The sequence below is a fragment of the Amycolatopsis sp. CA-211722 genome (assembly GCF_056828465.1).
In genome coordinates this window covers 2,800,100-2,818,338 of record NZ_CP184752.1, presented here as the reverse complement: position 1 = coordinate 2,818,338, position 18,239 = coordinate 2,800,100, and the positions used below count along the sequence as shown (strand labels likewise).

The window sequence follows — 18,239 nt, the reverse complement described above, 5'->3', positions numbered from 1 at the left end:
CCTAGTACTTCAGCAGGTTGGTGTCGTCGACCGAGGCCGAGCGCCGGGTGCGGAAGATCGCCATGATGATCGCGAGCCCCACCACGACCTCCGCGGCGGCGACGACCATCACGAAGAACGCCATCACCTGGCCGTCCAGCGACCCGTTGATCCGGGCGAACGTGACCAGGGACAGGTTCGCCGCGTTCAGCATCAGCTCGATGCACATGAACACGACGATCGCGTTGCGGCGCACCAGCACCCCGACCGCGCCGATGGCGAACAGCAGCGCGGACAGGAGCAGGTAGTACGTCGGGGTCATTCCTCGTCCCCTTCTTTCTTACCCACGAGCGCGTGGGCGTCGGGAACCTCTTCCGTTCCGGCGACCTGCTTGCGCTCGGTTTCCAGCTGCGCGGCCGAAGTCGACTCGATGATCTCCGAGAGCGACTCCCTCGCGATCGAACCGTCGGGCAGCAGCGCCGGGGTGGCGACCGAGTTGGCCGTGGCGAAGACACCCGGGCCGGGCAGCGGCGAAGGCCGGTCGTGCTTGCCGGTGAACCGGTCGACGACGAGTTCCTTCTGGTTCTTCTTGCCGCCCTTGGCGTGCCGGTCGGTGAACGCGAGCACCATCGCGCCGAGCGCGGCGGTGATCAGCAGCGCCGAAGTGAGCTCGAACGGGAACAGGTACTTGGTGAAGATCAGCCGTCCCAGCCCGCCGGGGCCGCCGCCGTCGACGTTCGCCGGGTCGACCGGCAGGGCCGGGGTCACGTTGGCCATCGCGCGGGCGAGCCCTGCGGCGAGCAGCCCGCCGACGCCGATCCCGAGCAGGGTCGCCATGACCCGCTGTCCGCGCAGTACTTCGACGACCGAGTCGGAACTCTCGCGGCCGACCAGCATCAGCACGAACAGGAACAGCATCATGATCGCGCCGGTGTAGACGATGATCTGCGTGAAGCCGAGGAACGGCGCCTGCTGGATCATGTACAGCGCGCCGAGGCACAGCATCGTGAGGACCAGCCACAGCGCCGAGTGCACGGCGTTGCGGGAGAAGATCATGCCGAGCCCGCCGAGCAGCGCGAGCGGGCCGAGCACCCAGAACGCGATGGTCTCGCCGGTGGTGATCCCGGCCGAAACGTCCGTCTGCGCGAGGAAAGCCGTGATCACTGGACCGGCTCCTTCGGCTCAGCGGGCTTCCGTGCGAGCTCCGGACCGTTGACGTAGTAGTCCTGCTCGTTGTCGCCCAGCCGCATCGGGTGCGGCGGCTGCTCCATCCCGGGCAGCAGCGGCGCGAGGAGGTCTTCCTTGGTGTAGATCAACCGCTGCCGGTCGTCGTCGGCCAGCTCGTAGAAGTTGATCATCGTCAGGGACCGGGTCGGGCAGGCCTCGACGCACAACCCGCAGCCGATGCAGCGCAAGTAGTTGATCTGGTAGTCGGCGCCGTACCGCTCACCGGGCGAGTACCGCGCCTCTTCGGTGTTGTCGCCGCCTTCGACGAAGATCGCGTCCGCCGGGCAGGCCCACGCGCACAGCTCGCAGCCGACGCATTTCTCCAGCCCGTCCGGATGCCGGTTGAGCTGGTGCCTGCCGTGATACCGCGGAGCCGCGGGGGCACCCGCCTCCGGGTACTCCTCGGTGGCGACCTTCTTGAACATCATGCCGAAGGTGACACCGAAACCCTTGATGGGATCAAACATCCCCATCGCCGGCCTCCCTTCCACTGGAAACCGCCGCGGGCTTGCGCTTGGCAGCCCGGGCTTCGGCCTTCGCGAGGGCCTTCTGACGCGGGGTCTTCTCCGGGACCTGCAGGTCGAGCGGCGGCACGGGGAACCCGCCGCCGGTCACCGGGACGTAGTCGTCGTCCGGAACCTTCTTGTCCGGCAGCAGCAGGCTCAGGATGACGACGACGAGGATGAGCGCGCCACCGCCGATGAGGATCTGCGGGGTGCTCAGGCCACCCGAGTTCTTGATCGCGCGGACCGTGACGATCACGACGATCCAGACCAGGTTGACCGGCACCAGGACCTTCCAGCCCAGCCGCATGAACTGGTCGTACCGCAGCCGAGGCAGCGTGCCGCGCAGCCAGATGAAGCCGAACAGCAGGATGAACAGCTTGGCGGCGAACCAGATCAGCGGGAGCCAGCCCTGGTTCAGCGCGTGATCCGCGCCGACGAACGGGAACTTCCAGCCACCGAGGAACAACGTCGTCGCGAACGCCGAGACGATCACCATGTTGACGTACTCGGCGAGGAAGAACATCGCGAACTTCATCGAGCTGTACTCGGTGTGGAAACCGCCGACCAGCTCGGATTCGGCCTCGGGGAGGTCGAACGGCGCGCGGTTGGTCTCGCCGACCATGGAGATCAGGTAGATCACGAAGCTCGGCAGCAGCAGGTAGAAGTACCAGCCGGTCTGCTGCGATTCGACGATCTGCGAGGTCGACATCGAACCCGCGTAGAGGATGACGCCCACGATGGACAGACCCATCGCGATCTCGTAGGAGATCACCTGCGCGGCGCTTCGCAGCCCACCGAGCAGCGGATACGGCGAGCCGGACGACCAGCCGGCCAGCACCAGGCCGTACACGCCGATCGAGGAGCAGGCGAGGATCACCAGCACGCCGACCGGCAGGTCGACCAGCTGGAGCGTGGTGCGCTCACCGAAGATCGAGACCACCGGGCCGAACGGGATCGCGGCCAGCGCGATCAGCGCCGGCACCGCGGAGATCACCGGCGCGAGGAAGTACACCTTGCGGTCGGCGGTGTCCGGGATGATCTGTTCCTTGAACGGCAGCTTGATCGCGTCCGCGAGGGACTGCAGGTAGCCGCCGGGGCCGACCCGGTTGGGGCCGGGGCGGTTCTGCATCCGGCCGACCGCTTTCCGCTCCCAGACGATCAGGAAGATCGTGAGGATCGGGCCGATCAGCAGGATGACGACCGTCTTGATCAGGATCAGCCACAACGGGTCGTCGGCCAGCAGCGCCGCCCGCTCGGCGGCGTCCGGCATCTGGCTGAGCAACGGAGTCACTTCTCACCTCCGGTGAGGGTGACGGCCGAACCGTGCCCCGCGCTCAGGGAAGCGCGGACGGCCGAGCCGTCGGAGTTGCCCGGGAGCCACACGACGCCGTCCGGCAGGTCCGCGACCTCGATCGGCAACGTGATGGAACCGCGTTCGGTGGAGACCTTCACGGTCTTGCCCAAGCCTTCGGCGGTCTTCGCCGAGAGCTTGGCGACGACCTCGCGCTGCGTGCCCTTGAGGTGCGGCTCGCCGTCCTGCAGCGAACCGTTGTCGATCAGCTGGCGCCAGGTGGCGAGGAGGACCTGCCCGTTCTTGGGCTCCGCGCGTGCAATGAACGGTCCGTTACTTGCAAATTCCGCAAGGAACGCCCCGTTCCTAGCAGGCAGCTTCGCCAGATCGGCGGCGGAAGCGGCCGGGGTCTGGGTGAACAGGTCCGCGTCCATCTCGACGGCGAGGGTGTCGAGCACCCGGCAGTCCGGCAGTGCGCCGGTGCCTTCGAGGGTGACGGCGAACTCGCGGCGGCGGCCTTCCCAGTTCAGGTAGCTGCCCGCCTTCTCGACCGCCGGGGCGATCGGGAGGACGACGTCCGCGTGCTCGGTGACCCCGCTGTGCCGCAGTTCCAGGCTCACCACGAACTTCGCGTTCTCGAGCGCGCGACGGGCCAGATCCGGATCCGGCAGGTCGTCCGGGTCGACGCCGCCGACCAGCAGGCCGTCGATGTCCTGCCCCGAAGCGGCCTTGAGGATGGCGGTGGTGTCACGGCCCTCCGTGGCGGGAAGCGTGACGCCCCAAGCCTTTTCGAGCTCGGCGCGAGCCTCGGCGTCGGCGACCGGGCGGCCACCGGGCAGCAGCGTCGGCACCGCGCCCGCCGCCAGGGCACCGCGTTCACCCGCACGACGCGGGATCCACGCGAGCCGGGCACCGGTGCGCTCCACCAGCCGGTGCAGGGCCGAGAAGAGACCCGGGACCTCGGCGGCACGCTCGCCGACGAGGATCACGGCGCCTTCCGAGGCCAGCGCCTGGTCGACGTCCTGCGCGTGCTGCGCGATGCCGTCGATCGCGGCGGCCTCGGCACCCGGCGCGCAGGCCAGGAGTTCGCCGAAGGTCTTGCGGACCGACGAAGTGGTCCACTGTCCCAAGTGGACGACGCGGGTGCGGTTCTTGCGGGCCGCCTTGCGCAGCCGCAGGAACACGATCGGCGCTTCGTCCTCCGGCTCGAACGCGACGCACAGCACCGTGCGCGCCCGCTCGATCTCGCGGAAGGTGACGCCGCTTTCCGGCGTCGTCCCGACGACGTGCGACGCGAGGAAGCCCAGCTCCTCGGCCGAATGCGGGCGGGCGCGGAAGTCGATGTCGTTGGTGCCCAGGGCGATCCGCGCGAACTTCGAGTACGCGTAGGCGTCCTCGACGGTCAGACGGCCACCGGTCAGCACCGCGGCGCCCTTGCCGTCGCGTGCCTTGGCCAGCCCTTCGGCGGCCGCGCGCAGCGCGTCGGTCCAGGAAGCCTCTTCGAGCACACCGTCGGCGTTGCGGACCAGCGGACGGCGGATGCGGTCATCGGCGGTGGCGTAACGGAACGCGAAGCGGCCCTTGTCGCAGAGCCACTCTTCGTTGACCTCGGGGTCGTCGCCCGCGAGCTTCCGCATGACCTTGCCGCGGCGGAAGTCGGTCCGCTCGGCGCAGCCGGACGAGCAGTGCTCGCACACGCTCGGCGAGGACACCAGGTCGAACGGCCGCGAACGGAACCGGTACGCGGCCGACGTCAGCGCGCCGACCGGGCAGATCTGGATGACGTTGCCGGAGAAGTACGACTGGAACGGCTGACCGGAGGTGGTCCGGGAGGCCAGGTCCAGCACGTCCGCGGTCTCGGCGGTGCCGATCTGCTGGTGGGCGCCGCGTTCGAGGAGCTCGATGAACGGGTCGCCGGCGATCTCGCGGGAGAACCGGGTGCAGCGCTGGCAGAGCACGCAACGCTCCCGGTCCAGCAGCACCTGCGAGGAGATCGGCAGCGGCTTCGCGAACGTGCGCTTCGTGTCGACGAAGCGGGAGTCCGCGCGGCCGTGCGCGAGCGCCTGGTTCTGCAGCGGGCATTCGCCGCCCTTGTCGCAGATCGGGCAGTCCAGCGGGTGGTTGATGAGCAGCAGCTCCATCACACCCTGCTGGGCCTTGTCCGCGACGGCCGAGGTCAGCTGGGTCTTCACGACCATGCCGTCGGCGACCGTCATGGTGCACGAGGCCTGCGGCTTCGGCATCGGACGGCCGCCCATTTCGACCTCGACCAGGCACTGGCGGCAGGCGCCAGCCGGGTCGAGCAGCGGGTGGTCACAGAAGCGCGGGATGACCGTGCCGAGCCGCTCGGCGGTGCGGATCAGCAGCTCGCCCTTGGGCGCGATGACCTCTTCACCGTCGATGACCAGCTTGACGTGGCCTTCGGGGACCGGAGTCTCTTCGACCTCGGTTCCGGGCTTGTCGGGTGCGATCGTCATGCCTGCGCCCCCACCAGTTCGCGCTTGTTGGTTTCACACAGTGCGAGGAATTCCTCGCGGAAGTACTTGATCCCGCTCTGGATCGGCGAGACCGCGCCGTCGCCGAGGGCGCAGAACGAGCGGCCGAGGATGTTGTCGCAGACGTCGAGCAGGGTGTCGATGTCCTCCTCGGTGCCGTGGCCTTCGACCATGCGCTCCAGGATCTGCGCCAGCCAGTACGTGCCCTCGCGGCACGGCGTGCACTTGCCGCAGGACTCGTGCTCGTAGAACTGCGTCCACTTCATCACGGCCCACGGCACGGACACGGTCTCGTTGAACACCTGCACGGCCGTCGTGCCCAGCATCGACCCGGCTTCCGCCGCGCCCTCGAAGTCCAGCGGAACATCGAGGTGCTCGGCGGTGAACATCGGCGTGGACGAACCACCCGGCGTCCAGAACTTCAGCGGGATGCCGTCCTTCATGCCGCCCGCCATGTCGAGCAGCTCGCGCAGCGTGGTGCCGAGCGGGCATTCGTACTGGCCGGGCTTCTCGACGTGGCCGGAGATCGAGTAGATCTTCGGGCCGGGGGACTTCTCGCGGCCCATCTGGCGGAACCAGTCGGAACCGCCGTTGACGATGTACGGCGCGCTGGCGATGGTCTCGACGTTGTTCACCGTGGTCGGCGCGGCGTAGAGGCCGGCGGCGGCCGGGAACGGCGGCTTGAGCCGCGGCTGGCCGCGGCGGCCTTCCAGCGAGTCCAGCAGCGCCGTCTCCTCGCCGCAGATGTACGCCCCGGCGCCCGCGTGCACGGTGATGTCGAGGTCGAATCCGGAGTCGAGGATGTTCTTGCCGAGGTAGCCCGCTTCGTACGCCTCGCGCACGGCCGCGTTGAGGCGGCGGATGCAGTGCAGCGCCTCGCCGCGGACGTAGATGAAGCAGTGGTGCGAGCGCATCGCGTACGAGGCGATGATGCAGCCTTCGATCAGCGAGTGCGGGTCCGCCATCATCAGCGGGATGTCCTTGCAGGTACCCGGCTCGCCCTCGTCGGCGTTGATGACGAGGTAGTGCGGCTTGTCCTCGTTGGGGGGCATGAAGGACCACTTGATGCCGGCCGGGAAGCCCGCGCCGCCACGGCCGCGGAGGCCGGAATCCTTGACCAGCTGGACGATCTGCTCGGGAGTGGCCTTGAGCGCCTTGCGGATCGCCGTGTAGCCCTCAAGGGCTTCGTAGGACTGGATCGTCCAGGAGTTGGGCGAAAGCCAGCGCTTCGTGAGGACCGGGGTGATGGGATCGGCCATTACTTCTTCTCCCCTGTGTTAGAGGGAACCGTGGGGAGCGGAACGTCCTTCATCGCGGGCGCGGTCCAGCCGCGGTCCTGCGCGACCTGCGCTCCCCGCAGGGTTTCGACGGCCTGCGAAGGACCGTCGACGTCCGTGCGGTACTGCTGCGCGTCCTCCGGGAAGAACCCGGCGAGCTGCAGTTCGGCACCCTTGAAGTTCGTCAGCGGCGCGCCGCGCGTCGGGGCAGGCTTCTTGCCCGCCTGCAACGCGTCGACCAGCGCGACGGCCTTGTCCTCGGTCTGGTTGTCGAAGTACTCGTAGTTGACCTGGATGACCGGGGCGAGGTCACAGGCCGCGAGACATTCGGCGTGCTCCAGCGTGATCGAGCCGGGCTCGTTGGGCGTACCCGCGGTCTCGTTGTGCCCCAACGGCTTCTCGTCGGAGCCGAGGTGCGTCTGGAGCTTCTTGTAGATCGCGTCGCCGCCCATGGCCGCGCAAAGGGTGTTGGTGCAGACGCTCACCAGGTGCTCGCCGCACGGGCGGCGCTTGTACATGGTGTAGAACGTCGCGACCGCGCTGACCTCGGCGTCGGACAGATCCAGGTTCTGCGCGCAGAAGGCGATGCCCTCCTGGCTCACGTAACCCTGCACCGACTGCACCAGGTGCAGCATCGGCAGCAGCGCCGACCGCGACTGCGGGTACCGCGCGATCAGGTTCTGGGCCTTCGCGTAGGTGTCGGCGTCGAAGATGTCTTCGAGCTTCGCGTTCTCCAGGATCCCCTCCGCCTCGGCGGGATCCGGCGCGATCGCGATCACGTCGACGTCACCACCGGCGGCGATGTGGGTCTGCTCGGCCAGGCTGGTGCCGGGCTCGGGCGTCGGTGTCGTTCCGGGCTGGGTGCTCAACGGTCCACTCCCCCCATGACGGGGTCGATCGAGGCGATGGCGGCGATCACGTCCGCCACCAGGCCGCCTTCGGCCATCGCGGGCATCGACTGCAGGTTCACGAAGCTCGGTTCGCGCACGTGGACCCGCAGCGGCCTGGTGCCGCCGTCGGAGACCAGGTGCACGCCGAGTTCACCGCGCGGCGACTCCACGGAGGTGTAGGTCTGGCCCGGCGGGACCTTGAAGCCCTCGGTGACCAGCTTGAAGTGATGGATCAGCGATTCCATCGACTGGCCCATGATCTTGCGGACGTGCTCGAGCGAGTTGCCCATGCCGTCGCTGCCGATCGAGAGCTGCGCCGGCCAGGCGACCTTCTTGTCCTCGACCATGACCGGACCCGGCTCGAGCTTCTTGAGGCACTGCTTGATGATCCGCAGGCTCTGGTGCATCTCCTCGACACGCAGCAGGTAGCGCGCCCAGCAGTCCGCCTCGGTGGAGGTCGGGATGTCGAACTCGAACTCCTCGTAGCGGGAGTACGGCTCGGTCTTGCGCATGTCCCACGGGAGGCCCGCGCTGCGCAGCACCGGGCCGGTGACGCCGAGCGCGAGGCACGCGTCGACCGGCAGGTACCCGACGCCCTTGAGCCGGTTGCGCCAGATCGGCTGACCGGTGAAGAGCTTGTCGTATAAGGGAAGCCGCTCGTCCATCGTCTTGACGAACGCGCTGACGACCTCGTGGTAGTCGGCGGGCATGTCCTGCGCGAGACCGCCGGGGCGGATGAACGCGTGGTTCATCCGGAGACCGGTGAGGTGCTCCAGCAGGTGCAGGACCTCTTCTCGCTCACGGAAACCGAGCGTCATCGCCGTGGTGGCGCCGAGTTCCATCCCGCCGGTGGCGATGTAGACCAGGTGCGAACCGATGCGGTTGATCTCCAGCAGCATCACGCGCAGCAGCTCGGCGCGGCGCGGGGCCTGGATGCCGAGCAGCTTCTCGACGCCGAGGCAGTACGCCATCTCCGTCGAGAGCGGGGCGAGGTAGTCCATGCGCGTCACGAAGGTGACGCCCTGGGTCCACGTGCGGTACTCGCAGTTCTTCTCGATCCCGGTGTGCAGGTAGCCGATGACCGAGCGGAGCTGGGTGACGGTCTCGCCCTCCATCTCCAGCACGAGCCGGAGCACGCCGTGCGTCGACGGGTGCTGCGGGCCCATGTTGATGACCATGCGCTCGTCGTGGCGGGAGTCCTCGATGAGGTCTTCCCAGTCACCGCCGGAGACGGTGTAGACGCGGCCTTCGGTCGTGTCGCGGGAGTCGGCTTCGGGAACTTCGGTTGCTTCTTCGTGAAGGCTCACGAGTACGACCTCCGCTGGTCCGGCGGCGGGATCTCCGCGCCCTTGTATTCGACCGGGATCCCGCCGAGCGGGTAGTCCTTGCGCTGGGGGTGACCGTCCCAGTCGTCCGGCATGAGGATGCGGGTCAGCGCCGGGTGGCCGTCGTAGACGATGCCGAACATGTCCCAGGTCTCCCGCTCCTGCCAGTCGGCCGTCGGGTAGACCCCGACCAGCGACGGGACGTGCGGGTCTTCGATGTCGAGGGTGACCTCGAGCCGGATGCGGCGCCGGTAGGTCATCGACGTGAAGTGGTAGACCGAGTGCAGCCGCTGCGGGACGTCGACGCCGTAGTCGACGCCGGACACCGAGCTGAGCAGTTCGAAGCGGAGACCGGCGTCGTCGCGCAGGACCTTGGCGATCTCGACGAGGTGTTCGCGGGAGACGTAGAAGGTGATCTCGCCGCGGTCGACCGTCGTCTGCAGGATCGCGTTCGCCGGGATCTTGTTGTCCGCCAAGGCCGCGTAGAACTCGTCGGCGAACTCGTCGAACCAGCCGCCGTACGGCCGCTCCGCCGGGGGCGGGCTGTACGCGGGGAGGCGGACGCCGCCGTAACCGGAGGTGTCGCCGGTGCCGCGGACACCGAACATGCCCTGGCGCTCTTTACCGGTGACGACCGGCTCGGCCGGGCGGGTGCCCTGCGGCTCCAGGCCGCCTTCGGGCCGGTCGGCGCTGGACTGCTCGCCGCCGGTTTCCGGGGTTTCGGGGGAGTTTTCTTCGGGCACGTCGCTCACTTCTTCGCGTACTTGATCGAGGAGGCGATCAGCTCGGTGCGCTCACCGCTGGCGGCGCGGATCGCGGCCCGGCGGGCGTTGATCGGCTCGTCCTGGATCTTGGCGTGCAGCTTCAGGATCGCGTCGAGCAGCATTTCGGGGCGCGGCGGGCAGCCGGGGAGGTACATGTCGACCGGGACGATGTGGTCGACGCCCTGCACCACGGCGTAGTTGTTGAACATGCCGCCGGACGAGGCGCAGACGCCCATCGCCAGCACCCACTTGGGCTCGGCCATCTGGTCGTAGATCTGGCGGAGCACCGGCGCCATCTTCTGCGTGACGCGGCCGGCGACGATCATCAGATCGGCCTGGCGCGGCGTCGCGCTGAAGCGCTCCATGCCGAAGCGGGCGATGTCGTAGCGGGAACCGCCGACGGTCATCATCTCGATCGCGCAGCAGGCGAGACCGAAGGTGGCGGGCCACATGGAGTTCTTGCGGGCCCAGTTCACCAGGCCTTCGAGACTGGCCAGGAGGATGCCGTTGGGGAGTTTTTCTTCGAGGCCCATGCTTCTCTAGTTCCAATCCAGGCCGCCGCGACGCCACACGTAGGCGTACGCGAAACCGACCGTCGCGATGAACAGCACGATCTCCACCAGGCCGAACATGCCCAGCGCGTCCGCGGAGACCGCGAACGGGTAGAGGAAGACCATCTCGATGTCGAACAGGATGAACAGCATCGCGGTGATGTAGTACGCGACCGGCATCCGGCCGCCGCCGACGACCGGCTGCGGCGACGGTTCGATACCGCATTCGTAGGCCGCGAGCTTCGCCTTGTTGGCCCGGCTCGGGCCGACGAGCGGGCCGAGCAGCACCGACAGCACCGCGAACGCGAGAGCGAGGACGAACAAGAGGACCAGGGGGAGGTACATGTCCAGGTTCGGCACCGAAGGGGTGCTCGCCTGGGACAGCACGGGCAACATCAGCACGGGGTTTTCGCCATCCTTTCCGCGCCGCTGCGGTTTTCGAGTCGGGGTTCACCGCTTCCCTCGGTCGGCACCCTAAGTCACCTGGGTCACACCGCCGTGGGTTAGGCAACCCTTACGGGCCGTGCATGACGGCCCCCTTGCTTGTGAAATAGTTCACAAGCCTCCCGTCGAGGATGTGAAGCGATTCACAAAGCATGGGGCGAGTGTAGGACGTGACTCACATTCTTGTCCCTAGGCCCCGTGCTATAAGGCTGCCCTAACTTGACCGCACGGCCAGTACGGTTACTTCCGGCGTGCGATACCGATGACCTGCGACGTCGTGCCCAAGATCGGCTTCACGGGGCTGTTTGACCACATTTGTCCTGTGACCGATACCACTGCGCGGAGTACCCGTGACTGGTCCAGACGTGTGGAACCAGCGCAATTAGTCGACTGCTTGCGGCCTCTTCCGACGCGCGCGGCTGATCCAACCTGCGTCAGTAGGCACTAGCGGAGTGGTGTGGGCTGAAGGCTCCCTTCACCGAGTCTGACGCGACGAAAGGAGCCTTCGCCCCCGGCCGGCTACGGGGAGCGGCGGTTCGGTCGCAGGTGTCGCCGTACCCTCGGACGGGACGTTGCGAAAGCCACTTTCGCAACGCTCAAGGTTGCGAAAGTGGCTTTCACAACCCTCTGAGCAGGGCCGGGTTGCCCATGAGCGGTCCGGACGTGGTGGCGGGCCGTGGCACACAGCATTTCGTCCTCTGAATGCGGTGGTTCGAGGGCGAACTACCGCATTCAGAGGACGAAATGCGTGGCGTCAGCGCGGCGAGGGGGTGGCGCGGGCGAGAGCGGCGATCAGGCGGTCGACGCCGTCCCCGCCCTTGGCGTCGTAGCAGCCCGAAAGTCCCTTGTAGACCAACGGAAGGATCGAGTTGATCCGCAGTCCGTACTTCGTCGCGGCGTGCATGACCTTCGGCTTCCCGATCAGCTTCGCGAACACGTTGCCGAGCCGGTAGTAGCCGCCCATCAGCTCCCCGACGGCGCGCGGGTAGCCCTCCAGCGCACGCTCGCGCGAAGGTCCTTCGCGCCGCGCCAGCGCCTGCACAACGAACTCCGAAGCCAGCTGCGCGGACTCCATCGCCGCCGAGATGCCCTCGCCGTTGAACGGGCTGACCATGCCGCCGGCGTCGCCGAGCAGCAGCAGGCCGTCGCGGTAGTGCGGCGTGCGGTTGAAACCCATCGGGAGCCCGGCGCCGCCGACCTTGCCGATGGCGTTCTCCTCGCGGTAGCCCCATTCCTCGGGCGTCCCGTCGAGCCACTGGCGCAGCAGCGCGCGGTAGTCGGTGCTGCGGAACGCGGCCGACGTCGACAGCATGCCGAGGCCGACGTTCACCGTGCCGTCGCCCAGCGGGAACGCCCAGCCGTAGCCGGGCAGCAGCTTCGGGTCGCGCGGGTCCGAGCGGTCCCACAGCTCCAGGTGGCCCTCGATGAACGGGTCGTCGTGACGCGGGCTCTTGTAGTACTGCCGCACCGCGACACCCATCGGGCGCTTCTCGTTCTTCTGGATGCCGACGCTCAGCGCGAGCCGCGCGGAGACGCCGTCGCAGGCCAGCACCAGCGGAGCGCGGTAGCTCACCGGCGTCTTCTCCGGGCCGACCTTCGCCTCGACGCCGATCACGCGACCGGTCGGGCTGGTGATGGCACCGGTGACGGTGGTGCGCTCGTAGAGCCGCGCGCCCGCCTTCACGGCGGTCTTCGCGAGCAGGTCGTCGAAGTCCTGGCGGGTCCGCGAAACGCCGTACGGCGGGTAGCTCGTCAGGTCCGGCCAGTCCAGTTCCAGCGTGAGCTCGCCGGTGAGGATCCGCAGGCCACGGCTGTGCACCCAGCCCGCGTCCTCGCTGGTGTCGATCCCCAGGTCGATGAGCTGCTTGACACCGCGCGGGGTCAGGCCGTCGCCGCACACCTTCTCGCGCGGGAACTCGGTCTTCTCCAGCAGCAGCACGTCGACGCCCGCCCTGGCGAGGTACGTGGCGGCGGTGGAGCCGGCCGGTCCGGCACCGACGACGATGACTTCGGCGTCGTGGTCTGCGTTGCGACGGGTCATGTCTAAGAATCTACAGAGGGCTTTTTGGCGCGGTGGATGGCGACGACGCCGAACGTGAGGTTCAGCCACTCCACCTCGGTCCACCCGGCGCTCGCGATGATCTCCCCCAGCGTCCGCTGATCCGGCCACGCCAGCATGGATTCGGCCAGGTAGGAGTAGGCCTCGGGGTTCGACGAGGTCCTGGCGCCGACCCAGGTGAGCAGCTTCGCGATGAACTTGCGGTGCAGGAACCGGATCGGCGGGAATGTGGGCGTCGACACCTCGCAGATCACCAGACGGCCGCCCGGTTTGACCACGCGCGCGATCTCGGTGAGCGCGGCCTTGGTGTCGACGAAGTTCCGCAGCGCGAGCGAGATGGTCACCGCGTCGAAGCTGCCGTCGGCGAACGGCAGCTTCATCGCGTCCGCGGCCACCATCGGGACGCCGCGATGCTTGCCCGCCTTGAGCATGCCGACCGAGAAGTCCGCCGCGAGGCACCACGCGCCGTTGCGCGCGTACTCGACGGTGGACACGCCGGTGCCCGCCGCGAGGTCCAGCACCTTTTCGCCGCGTTTGGCGTCCAACACCCGGCCGGTGATGGTCCGCCAGCGGCGGTCGAAGCCGAAGGTCATGAACGAATTCGCGCGGTCGTAGCCGTCCGCGACGTCGTCGAACATGGCGGCGACTTCGTGCGGATCCTTGTCAAGACTCGCTCGGGACATACCCGAACACTAACCCCGAGCCCCTGAGACAGGTCACCCAAGCGGGAGCAAAGCGGCGGCCCGTAGGTTCACCTGGCCCGGTGAAGCAACGCCGGGGCACGGTGCGCACCGGCCCCCGCGACCTCGCCGGCGAGGATCCTCCGCTCCAGCAACCGCAGTTCCGGCCCGGGTTCGAGGCCGAGCTGATCGACCGAGATCCGGCGCGCACGCCGGTAGGCAGCCAGCGCGTCGGACGTGCGCCCGGCTCGCCACAGAGCGTCCATCAGGAGGTACTGGGCACGCTGCCGCAACGGGTTCCGCCGCACCAGATCCACCAGCTCGACGGCCGCGCTCGCGTGCCGGCCGAGGTCCAGTTCGGCCTGGTAGAGCTCTTCGAGCAGGACCAGGCGGTGTTCCGAGAGCCGCATCGTCTCGTCCGAGAGCAGCGGGACGTCGAGGCCTTCGTAGGGCGCGCCGTGCCAGTGCGTGAGGGCCTGCCGGATCAGCGAGGCTCGCTGGGCGGGGTCCACGGACTTCAACGCCTGGCCCGCCAACGTCTCGAAGGTCTCGACGTCGAGTTCGCCGGGGTGGACCTCCAAGCGGTAGCCGCCGTTGTCGAAGACGAGCCGGTCGCCCTCGGGCAGGGCCTGCCGCAGCTTGTGGACGTGCCAGTGCAGCTTCGGCACCGCCCTCGGCTCCCACTTGCTGTCCCACAGTGCCTCGGTGAGCACGTTCACCGGGACGAAGGTGTTCGCCCGGACCAGCAGCACGCCGAGGAGCGTTCTCCTCATCCGGCCGTGCAGCGGGACCGACCGCGATCCGGAAGAGATGCTGAACGTGCCCAGTACTTCGAACCTCACGTGCCGTCCTCTCGCTCGATGGCGTGAGGGGACGATGAATGCCGGTTGTACAAAAGAGATACAAATGATCTTGCGGTGATCAGGTGTGCGCGGAGAGCATTCCCCGCACCGACCGCGGCCAGGCGAATTCCTCCGCGCGGGCCCGCGCCGCCGCGCGCCGGGCGTCTTCCGGGCTCTCCAGCAGTCCGGTGACCGCACCCGCGAAGGCGGGCGCGCGATCGTCGACGGCCTCACCGCAGCCGGGCCGCACGATCTCCCGCAGCGCCGACGACGCCGAGACCACCACCGGCGTGCCCGAAGCGAGCGCCTCCAGCGCGGCCAGCCCGAACGTCTCGTGTGGACCGGGCGCGAGGGAGACGTCGGCGCTGGCCAGCAGCCGCGCGACGTCGCCGCGTCCGGAAAGGAAGCCGAGGAAGGTCACCGGAAGCCCGCGTGCCCGCCGTTCCAGCGCCCGGCGGCGGGGCCCGTCGCCCGCGATGACGAGCCGTACGCGGTGTCCCGCCTCGGTGAGCTCGGCGACGGTGTCCACGCTGCGCTCGACGTGCTTCTCCGGCGAAAGACGTCCACAGTGGACGATCAGCGCGTCGGCGTTCCCGGTCAGCGTGTGCCGCCAGCCATCGTCACGCCTGGCCGGGGCGAACGTCGTGAGGTCGACGCCGAGCGGGACCCGGCGCACGTTCGGCGCGGCGATCCGGTCGAACTCCGCGCGGGCGAACGCCGTCGTGCAGACCACCGTGTCGTAGTGCCGCGCCATCCGCCGGTTCGCGACGTCCGCGACGCGCCGCGCGACGGGTTCCGGCATCAGGAACTGCTCCAGCAGCCGGTCGAGGCGCTCGTGCGAGATCACCATGCTGGGTACGCCGTTGCGCCGCGCCCAGACACCCATACCGCGCAGGGTCAGCCTGTCGGACACTTCCAGCCTGTCCGGCTCCAGGCGTTTCAGCACCGCGCGCACCCGATGCGGATCGACCGCGCGATAGCCGCCGGTGCCGGGAATCTGTGGCGCGGGAAGGGAAAACCGGCGTACGCCCGAGGGCAGCGTCTCGTCCGCGTGGCGCTGCCCGGGCACCACGAGGGTCACCTGATGGCCGCTGGCCACGTACCCGGCGCCGAGATGGTGCAGCGCCGTCCGCAGGCCGCCCGAGCGTGGCCCGTAGAAGTTGGCCAGCTGGACGATGTGCATCTTCTACGCCGCGCGAGCGATCTTGCCCTGGACGGCTTCGTAGTGGCCGACCAGTTCGTGGCAGACCGCCGGCCAGGTCCGGCCGAGCACGACCTTGCGCGCCTTCTCCCCCAGCCTGGCCCGGAGCGCTTCGTCACGCAGATCGTTCACCTTGTCCACCAGCGCGGTCGCGAAACCGGCACGGTCTGCGGGCAACAGGTACCCCGTGCGGCCAGGCAGGACCAGATCCTTCGGGCCGCCCGCGTTCGGCGCCAGCACCGGAAGCCCGGACGCCATCGCCTCTTGGATGGCCTGGCAGAACGTCTCGTGCGGTCCTGTGTGGACGAAGACGTCCAGGCTCGCGTATGCGGCGGAAAGCTCTTCACCGTATCGGGCGCCGAGGAACGCCGCGCCCGGGATCCGTTCGCGCAGCATCAGCAACTCCGGGCCGTCACCGACGACGACCACACGGATCCCCTCGATCCCGGCGAGCGCGGTCAGCCGCTCGACCTCCTTCTCGGGCGCGAGCCTGCCGACGAAACCGACCAGCAGTTCGCCGTTCGGCGCCAGCTCGGCGCGCAACGCGGGATCGGCGTGAACCGGCGAGAACCGCTCGATGTCGACGCCGCGCGCCCAACGGTGCACCCGCGGGATCCCGTGCAGTTTCAGCTGATCCACCGAGTCCGTCGACGGCGCGAGCGTGCGGTCGGCCCTCGAATGCAGGCGGCGCACCCAGCGCCAGGCGGCGCGGGCGGCGATGCCGAAGCCGTACGCGGCGGCGAAGCCGGCGATGTCGGTCTGGTACACCGCGACACACGGCACCCGAAGCCGTCGCGCGGCGGCGAGCCCGCGGGCGCCGACCACGAACGGCGACGCCAGATGCACCACGTCCGGGCCGAAATCGGCCAGTGCGGTGAGCACCGTCCTGGTCGGCACGCCGACCGGGAGGGAGTTCACGCCAGGGAAGTCGAGGGCGGGAATGCGCACGACCGGGGCGCCGAGGTACTCCACGGGACCAGGACCCGGGGCGATGATCAGCACGTCGTGCGCGCGGTCGCGGAGGTGTTCCACGACGCGGAGCACGGAGTTGGTCACGCCGTTCACCTGGGGCAGGAAACTTTCGGTGACTATCGCGACTCGCACGCGGATCACTGTCGCATCCGGTTGTGACACCCACGCCAACAAAAACGGAACAGACGACATGTCATCTCAAGGTCGTGTTCCGTAAACCAGGCTCGGCCACACTAGTCAGGCATGACCCTCCTGTCGTCTAGGCCGCCTCAGCCCGTCGAGCCCGGGCTGGTGTCGAGGGCCCTCGAAGTGGCCGGGCGGCTGGCCAACGACGCGACCGACGTGATCACCGCGACCGCGGGCCGGGGCGCCCAGCCCGATCCGAAGGACTCGCCCTTCGACTGGGTCACCGACACGGACCGGATCCTCGAACGCCACACCCGGCGCGTGCTGACCGCGGAATTCCCCGGTATCCCCGTCGTCGGTGGTGAATTCGGCGCCGACCACGGTGCCGACGTCGCGGAATACCGCTGGGTGGTCGACCCGGTCGACGGCACCGCGAACTACGTCGCCGGGGTCCCGTGGTGCGCGTACAGCCTCGCCCTGATCGACGCTTCGGGGCCGGTGGTGGGTGTGGTCGCGGACCCGTACCGCGCCCAGATCTACGCCGCCGCGCGCGGCCGCGGCGCCCGGGCGAACGGCAAGCCGATCACGCTCACCGACCGCTGCGGGACCGCCGGGGCGATCGTCTGCACGGAACTCACGCGCAAGGGTGTCTGGCCGGGGATGGGCCAGTTCATCGAACGGGCCGCCGCCGCGCACGCCGGGGTCCGGGTGCTCGGCTCGGCCGCGCTGGCGATCGCGCAGGTCGCGCTGGGGCACGCGGCCGCCGCGGTGCTGCACAGCTACCGCGAATGGGACGTCGCCGGATCGGTCGCGCTGGCCATCGAGGCGGGCGCCGTGGTCCTGGACCGGCACGGGGAAGGCGCGGCCCTGCCCGTCGACGCCCTGCTGGTGGCGGCCCCCGGCGTCGCCGACGAGGTTCTGGGCTGGTGGCAGGAGTCAGTCGGCTGAGTTACGCGCCCAATCACGCGAGTTACGCCTCTGATCACGCGTGTTCGCCTTCCAATCACGCGTGTCGTCCGTCTGATCACGTGTGATCGCCGGTTCCGCACGGCAAGCTCGCGCGACTGAGCACGGGACTCGCGTGATTGGGGACGGAACTCGCGTGACTAGAGGCGTAACTCGCGTGATTGGGGACGTAACTCGCGTGATCAGGCGGACGACTCGGCGAGCGAGCGCCGGTAAGCCAGCCGTTGCCGCCGGATCCACCACAGCAGCGGGCCGGCGATCAGCCAGGTGAAGACGATCATGCTGCCCAGCGGCAGCAGCGTGTTCGACGCCGAGCGCCCGGCCACTCGCGCGAGTTCCGGGTCGCCGACGTCGTACTCGATGTTCACCAGCTGCCCGGCGGCCAGCCCGGCCGGGTAGAGCACACCGTTGGCCGGGCTGTGCATGATGCCGTCGGGGGTCGCGTAGTTGATGATCGTGCGGTCGAAGGCCACCGATTCGACCTGCGCGGTCGCCTGCCCGAGCTGCGCTTCGATCGCGCTGTCGTTGCGGATGGCGGCGAACAGCAGCGAGACACCGAGCACGGTGACGAGTGAGGCGACAACGAGGGCGGCATACCACCCGATGCGCCTCACCCGCTCCGCTTTGGCCGTCACGCCGCGAGC

At 68.8% G+C, this 18,239-nt stretch carries 18 protein-coding genes; 1 reads left to right on the top strand and 17 read right to left on the bottom strand.

The features are described from left to right. Window position 1: 1 nt before the first annotated feature. The 16 genes from nuoK to ACOCEP_RS13805 all read right to left on the bottom strand — a co-directional run bounded on the left by nuoK (window position 2) and on the right by ACOCEP_RS13805 (window position 16,635). Window positions 2-301 (bottom strand): NADH-quinone oxidoreductase subunit NuoK, encoded by a 300-nt coding sequence (nuoK, locus tag ACOCEP_RS13880; protein WP_005151882.1) that lies wholly within the window; start codon window positions 299-301, stop codon window positions 2-4. Continuing rightward, entirely contained in the window at window positions 298-1,143 is an 846-nt protein-coding gene (locus ACOCEP_RS13875) for an NADH-quinone oxidoreductase subunit J (protein WP_192747741.1), read from the bottom strand. Before ACOCEP_RS13875 ends, nuoK begins: the two co-directional genes overlap by 4 nt. After that, window positions 1,140-1,679 carry an NADH-quinone oxidoreductase subunit NuoI gene (gene nuoI, locus ACOCEP_RS13870; protein WP_125678873.1) on the bottom strand — a complete coding sequence of 180 codons (540 nt, stop codon included), beginning with the start codon at window positions 1,677-1,679 and terminating at the stop codon, window positions 1,140-1,142. The genes ACOCEP_RS13875 and nuoI overlap by 4 nt, the downstream gene beginning before the upstream one ends. Next, window positions 1,666-3,003, bottom strand: a complete 1,338-nt coding sequence (nuoH, locus tag ACOCEP_RS13865; RefSeq protein ID WP_400935878.1) for an NADH-quinone oxidoreductase subunit NuoH — start codon at window positions 3,001-3,003, stop codon at window positions 1,666-1,668. The genes nuoI and nuoH overlap by 14 nt, the downstream gene beginning before the upstream one ends. Further along, window positions 3,000-5,480 carry an NADH-quinone oxidoreductase subunit G gene (locus ACOCEP_RS13860; RefSeq protein ID WP_482337604.1) on the bottom strand — a complete coding sequence of 827 codons (2,481 nt, stop codon included), beginning with the start codon at window positions 5,478-5,480 and terminating at the stop codon, window positions 3,000-3,002. The genes nuoH and ACOCEP_RS13860 overlap by 4 nt, the downstream gene beginning before the upstream one ends. Next, entirely contained in the window at window positions 5,477-6,757 is a 1,281-nt protein-coding gene (gene nuoF, locus ACOCEP_RS13855; RefSeq protein ID WP_126733248.1) for an NADH-quinone oxidoreductase subunit NuoF, read from the bottom strand. The genes ACOCEP_RS13860 and nuoF overlap by 4 nt, the downstream gene beginning before the upstream one ends. Beyond that, on the bottom strand, window positions 6,757-7,644 hold the full coding sequence (nuoE, locus tag ACOCEP_RS13850; protein WP_482337603.1) for an NADH-quinone oxidoreductase subunit NuoE: 888 nt from the start codon (window positions 7,642-7,644) through the stop codon (window positions 6,757-6,759). Before nuoE ends, nuoF begins: the two co-directional genes overlap by 1 nt. Beyond that, entirely contained in the window at window positions 7,641-8,972 is a 1,332-nt protein-coding gene (locus ACOCEP_RS13845) for an NADH-quinone oxidoreductase subunit D (RefSeq protein ID WP_482337601.1), read from the bottom strand. Before ACOCEP_RS13845 ends, nuoE begins: the two co-directional genes overlap by 4 nt. Next, entirely contained in the window at window positions 8,969-9,733 is a 765-nt protein-coding gene (locus tag ACOCEP_RS13840) for an NADH-quinone oxidoreductase subunit C (protein ID WP_482337600.1), read from the bottom strand. Before ACOCEP_RS13840 ends, ACOCEP_RS13845 begins: the two co-directional genes overlap by 4 nt. Window positions 9,734-9,738: 5 nt before the next feature. Beyond that, window positions 9,739-10,287: a NuoB/complex I 20 kDa subunit family protein gene (locus ACOCEP_RS13835; protein WP_005151847.1), complete on the bottom strand. Its 549-nt coding sequence runs from the start codon at window positions 10,285-10,287 to the stop codon at window positions 9,739-9,741. 6 nt (window positions 10,288-10,293) lie between these two features. After that, window positions 10,294-10,701 (bottom strand): NADH-quinone oxidoreductase subunit A, encoded by a 408-nt coding sequence (locus tag ACOCEP_RS13830; RefSeq protein WP_465367828.1) that lies wholly within the window; start codon window positions 10,699-10,701, stop codon window positions 10,294-10,296. An 802-nt stretch (window positions 10,702-11,503) separates the two neighbouring features. Continuing rightward, window positions 11,504-12,790 carry a geranylgeranyl reductase family protein gene (locus ACOCEP_RS13825; RefSeq protein ID WP_037332937.1) on the bottom strand — a complete coding sequence of 429 codons (1,287 nt, stop codon included), beginning with the start codon at window positions 12,788-12,790 and terminating at the stop codon, window positions 11,504-11,506. 2 nt (window positions 12,791-12,792) lie between these two features. Further along, window positions 12,793-13,491: a class I SAM-dependent methyltransferase gene (locus ACOCEP_RS13820; protein ID WP_063272804.1), complete on the bottom strand. Its 699-nt coding sequence runs from the start codon at window positions 13,489-13,491 to the stop codon at window positions 12,793-12,795. Window positions 13,492-13,559: 68 nt separating this feature from the next. Continuing rightward, window positions 13,560-14,330, bottom strand: coding sequence for an AfsR/SARP family transcriptional regulator (locus ACOCEP_RS13815; protein ID WP_482337599.1), 771 nt, complete (start codon window positions 14,328-14,330; stop codon window positions 13,560-13,562). A gap of 79 nt (window positions 14,331-14,409) precedes the next feature. Then, window positions 14,410-15,513, bottom strand: a complete 1,104-nt coding sequence (locus ACOCEP_RS13810) for a glycosyltransferase family 4 protein (RefSeq protein ID WP_482337597.1) — start codon at window positions 15,511-15,513, stop codon at window positions 14,410-14,412. A gap of 3 nt (window positions 15,514-15,516) precedes the next feature. Then, window positions 15,517-16,635 carry a glycosyltransferase family 4 protein gene (locus ACOCEP_RS13805; protein WP_482337596.1) on the bottom strand — a complete coding sequence of 373 codons (1,119 nt, stop codon included), beginning with the start codon at window positions 16,633-16,635 and terminating at the stop codon, window positions 15,517-15,519. A 111-nt stretch (window positions 16,636-16,746) separates the two neighbouring features. On the opposite strand from ACOCEP_RS13805, the gene ACOCEP_RS13800 reads away from it, so the two are divergent. After that, window positions 16,747-17,577, top strand: a complete 831-nt coding sequence (locus ACOCEP_RS13800; protein WP_457958541.1) for an inositol monophosphatase family protein — start codon at window positions 16,747-16,749, stop codon at window positions 17,575-17,577. 200 nt (window positions 17,578-17,777) lie between these two features. Here the strand turns inward: ACOCEP_RS13800 and ACOCEP_RS13795 are convergent, their stop codons facing one another. Further along, window positions 17,778-18,230 (bottom strand): DUF3592 domain-containing protein, encoded by a 453-nt coding sequence (locus tag ACOCEP_RS13795; RefSeq protein WP_482337595.1) that lies wholly within the window; start codon window positions 18,228-18,230, stop codon window positions 17,778-17,780. Window positions 18,231-18,239 lie beyond the last annotated feature (9 nt).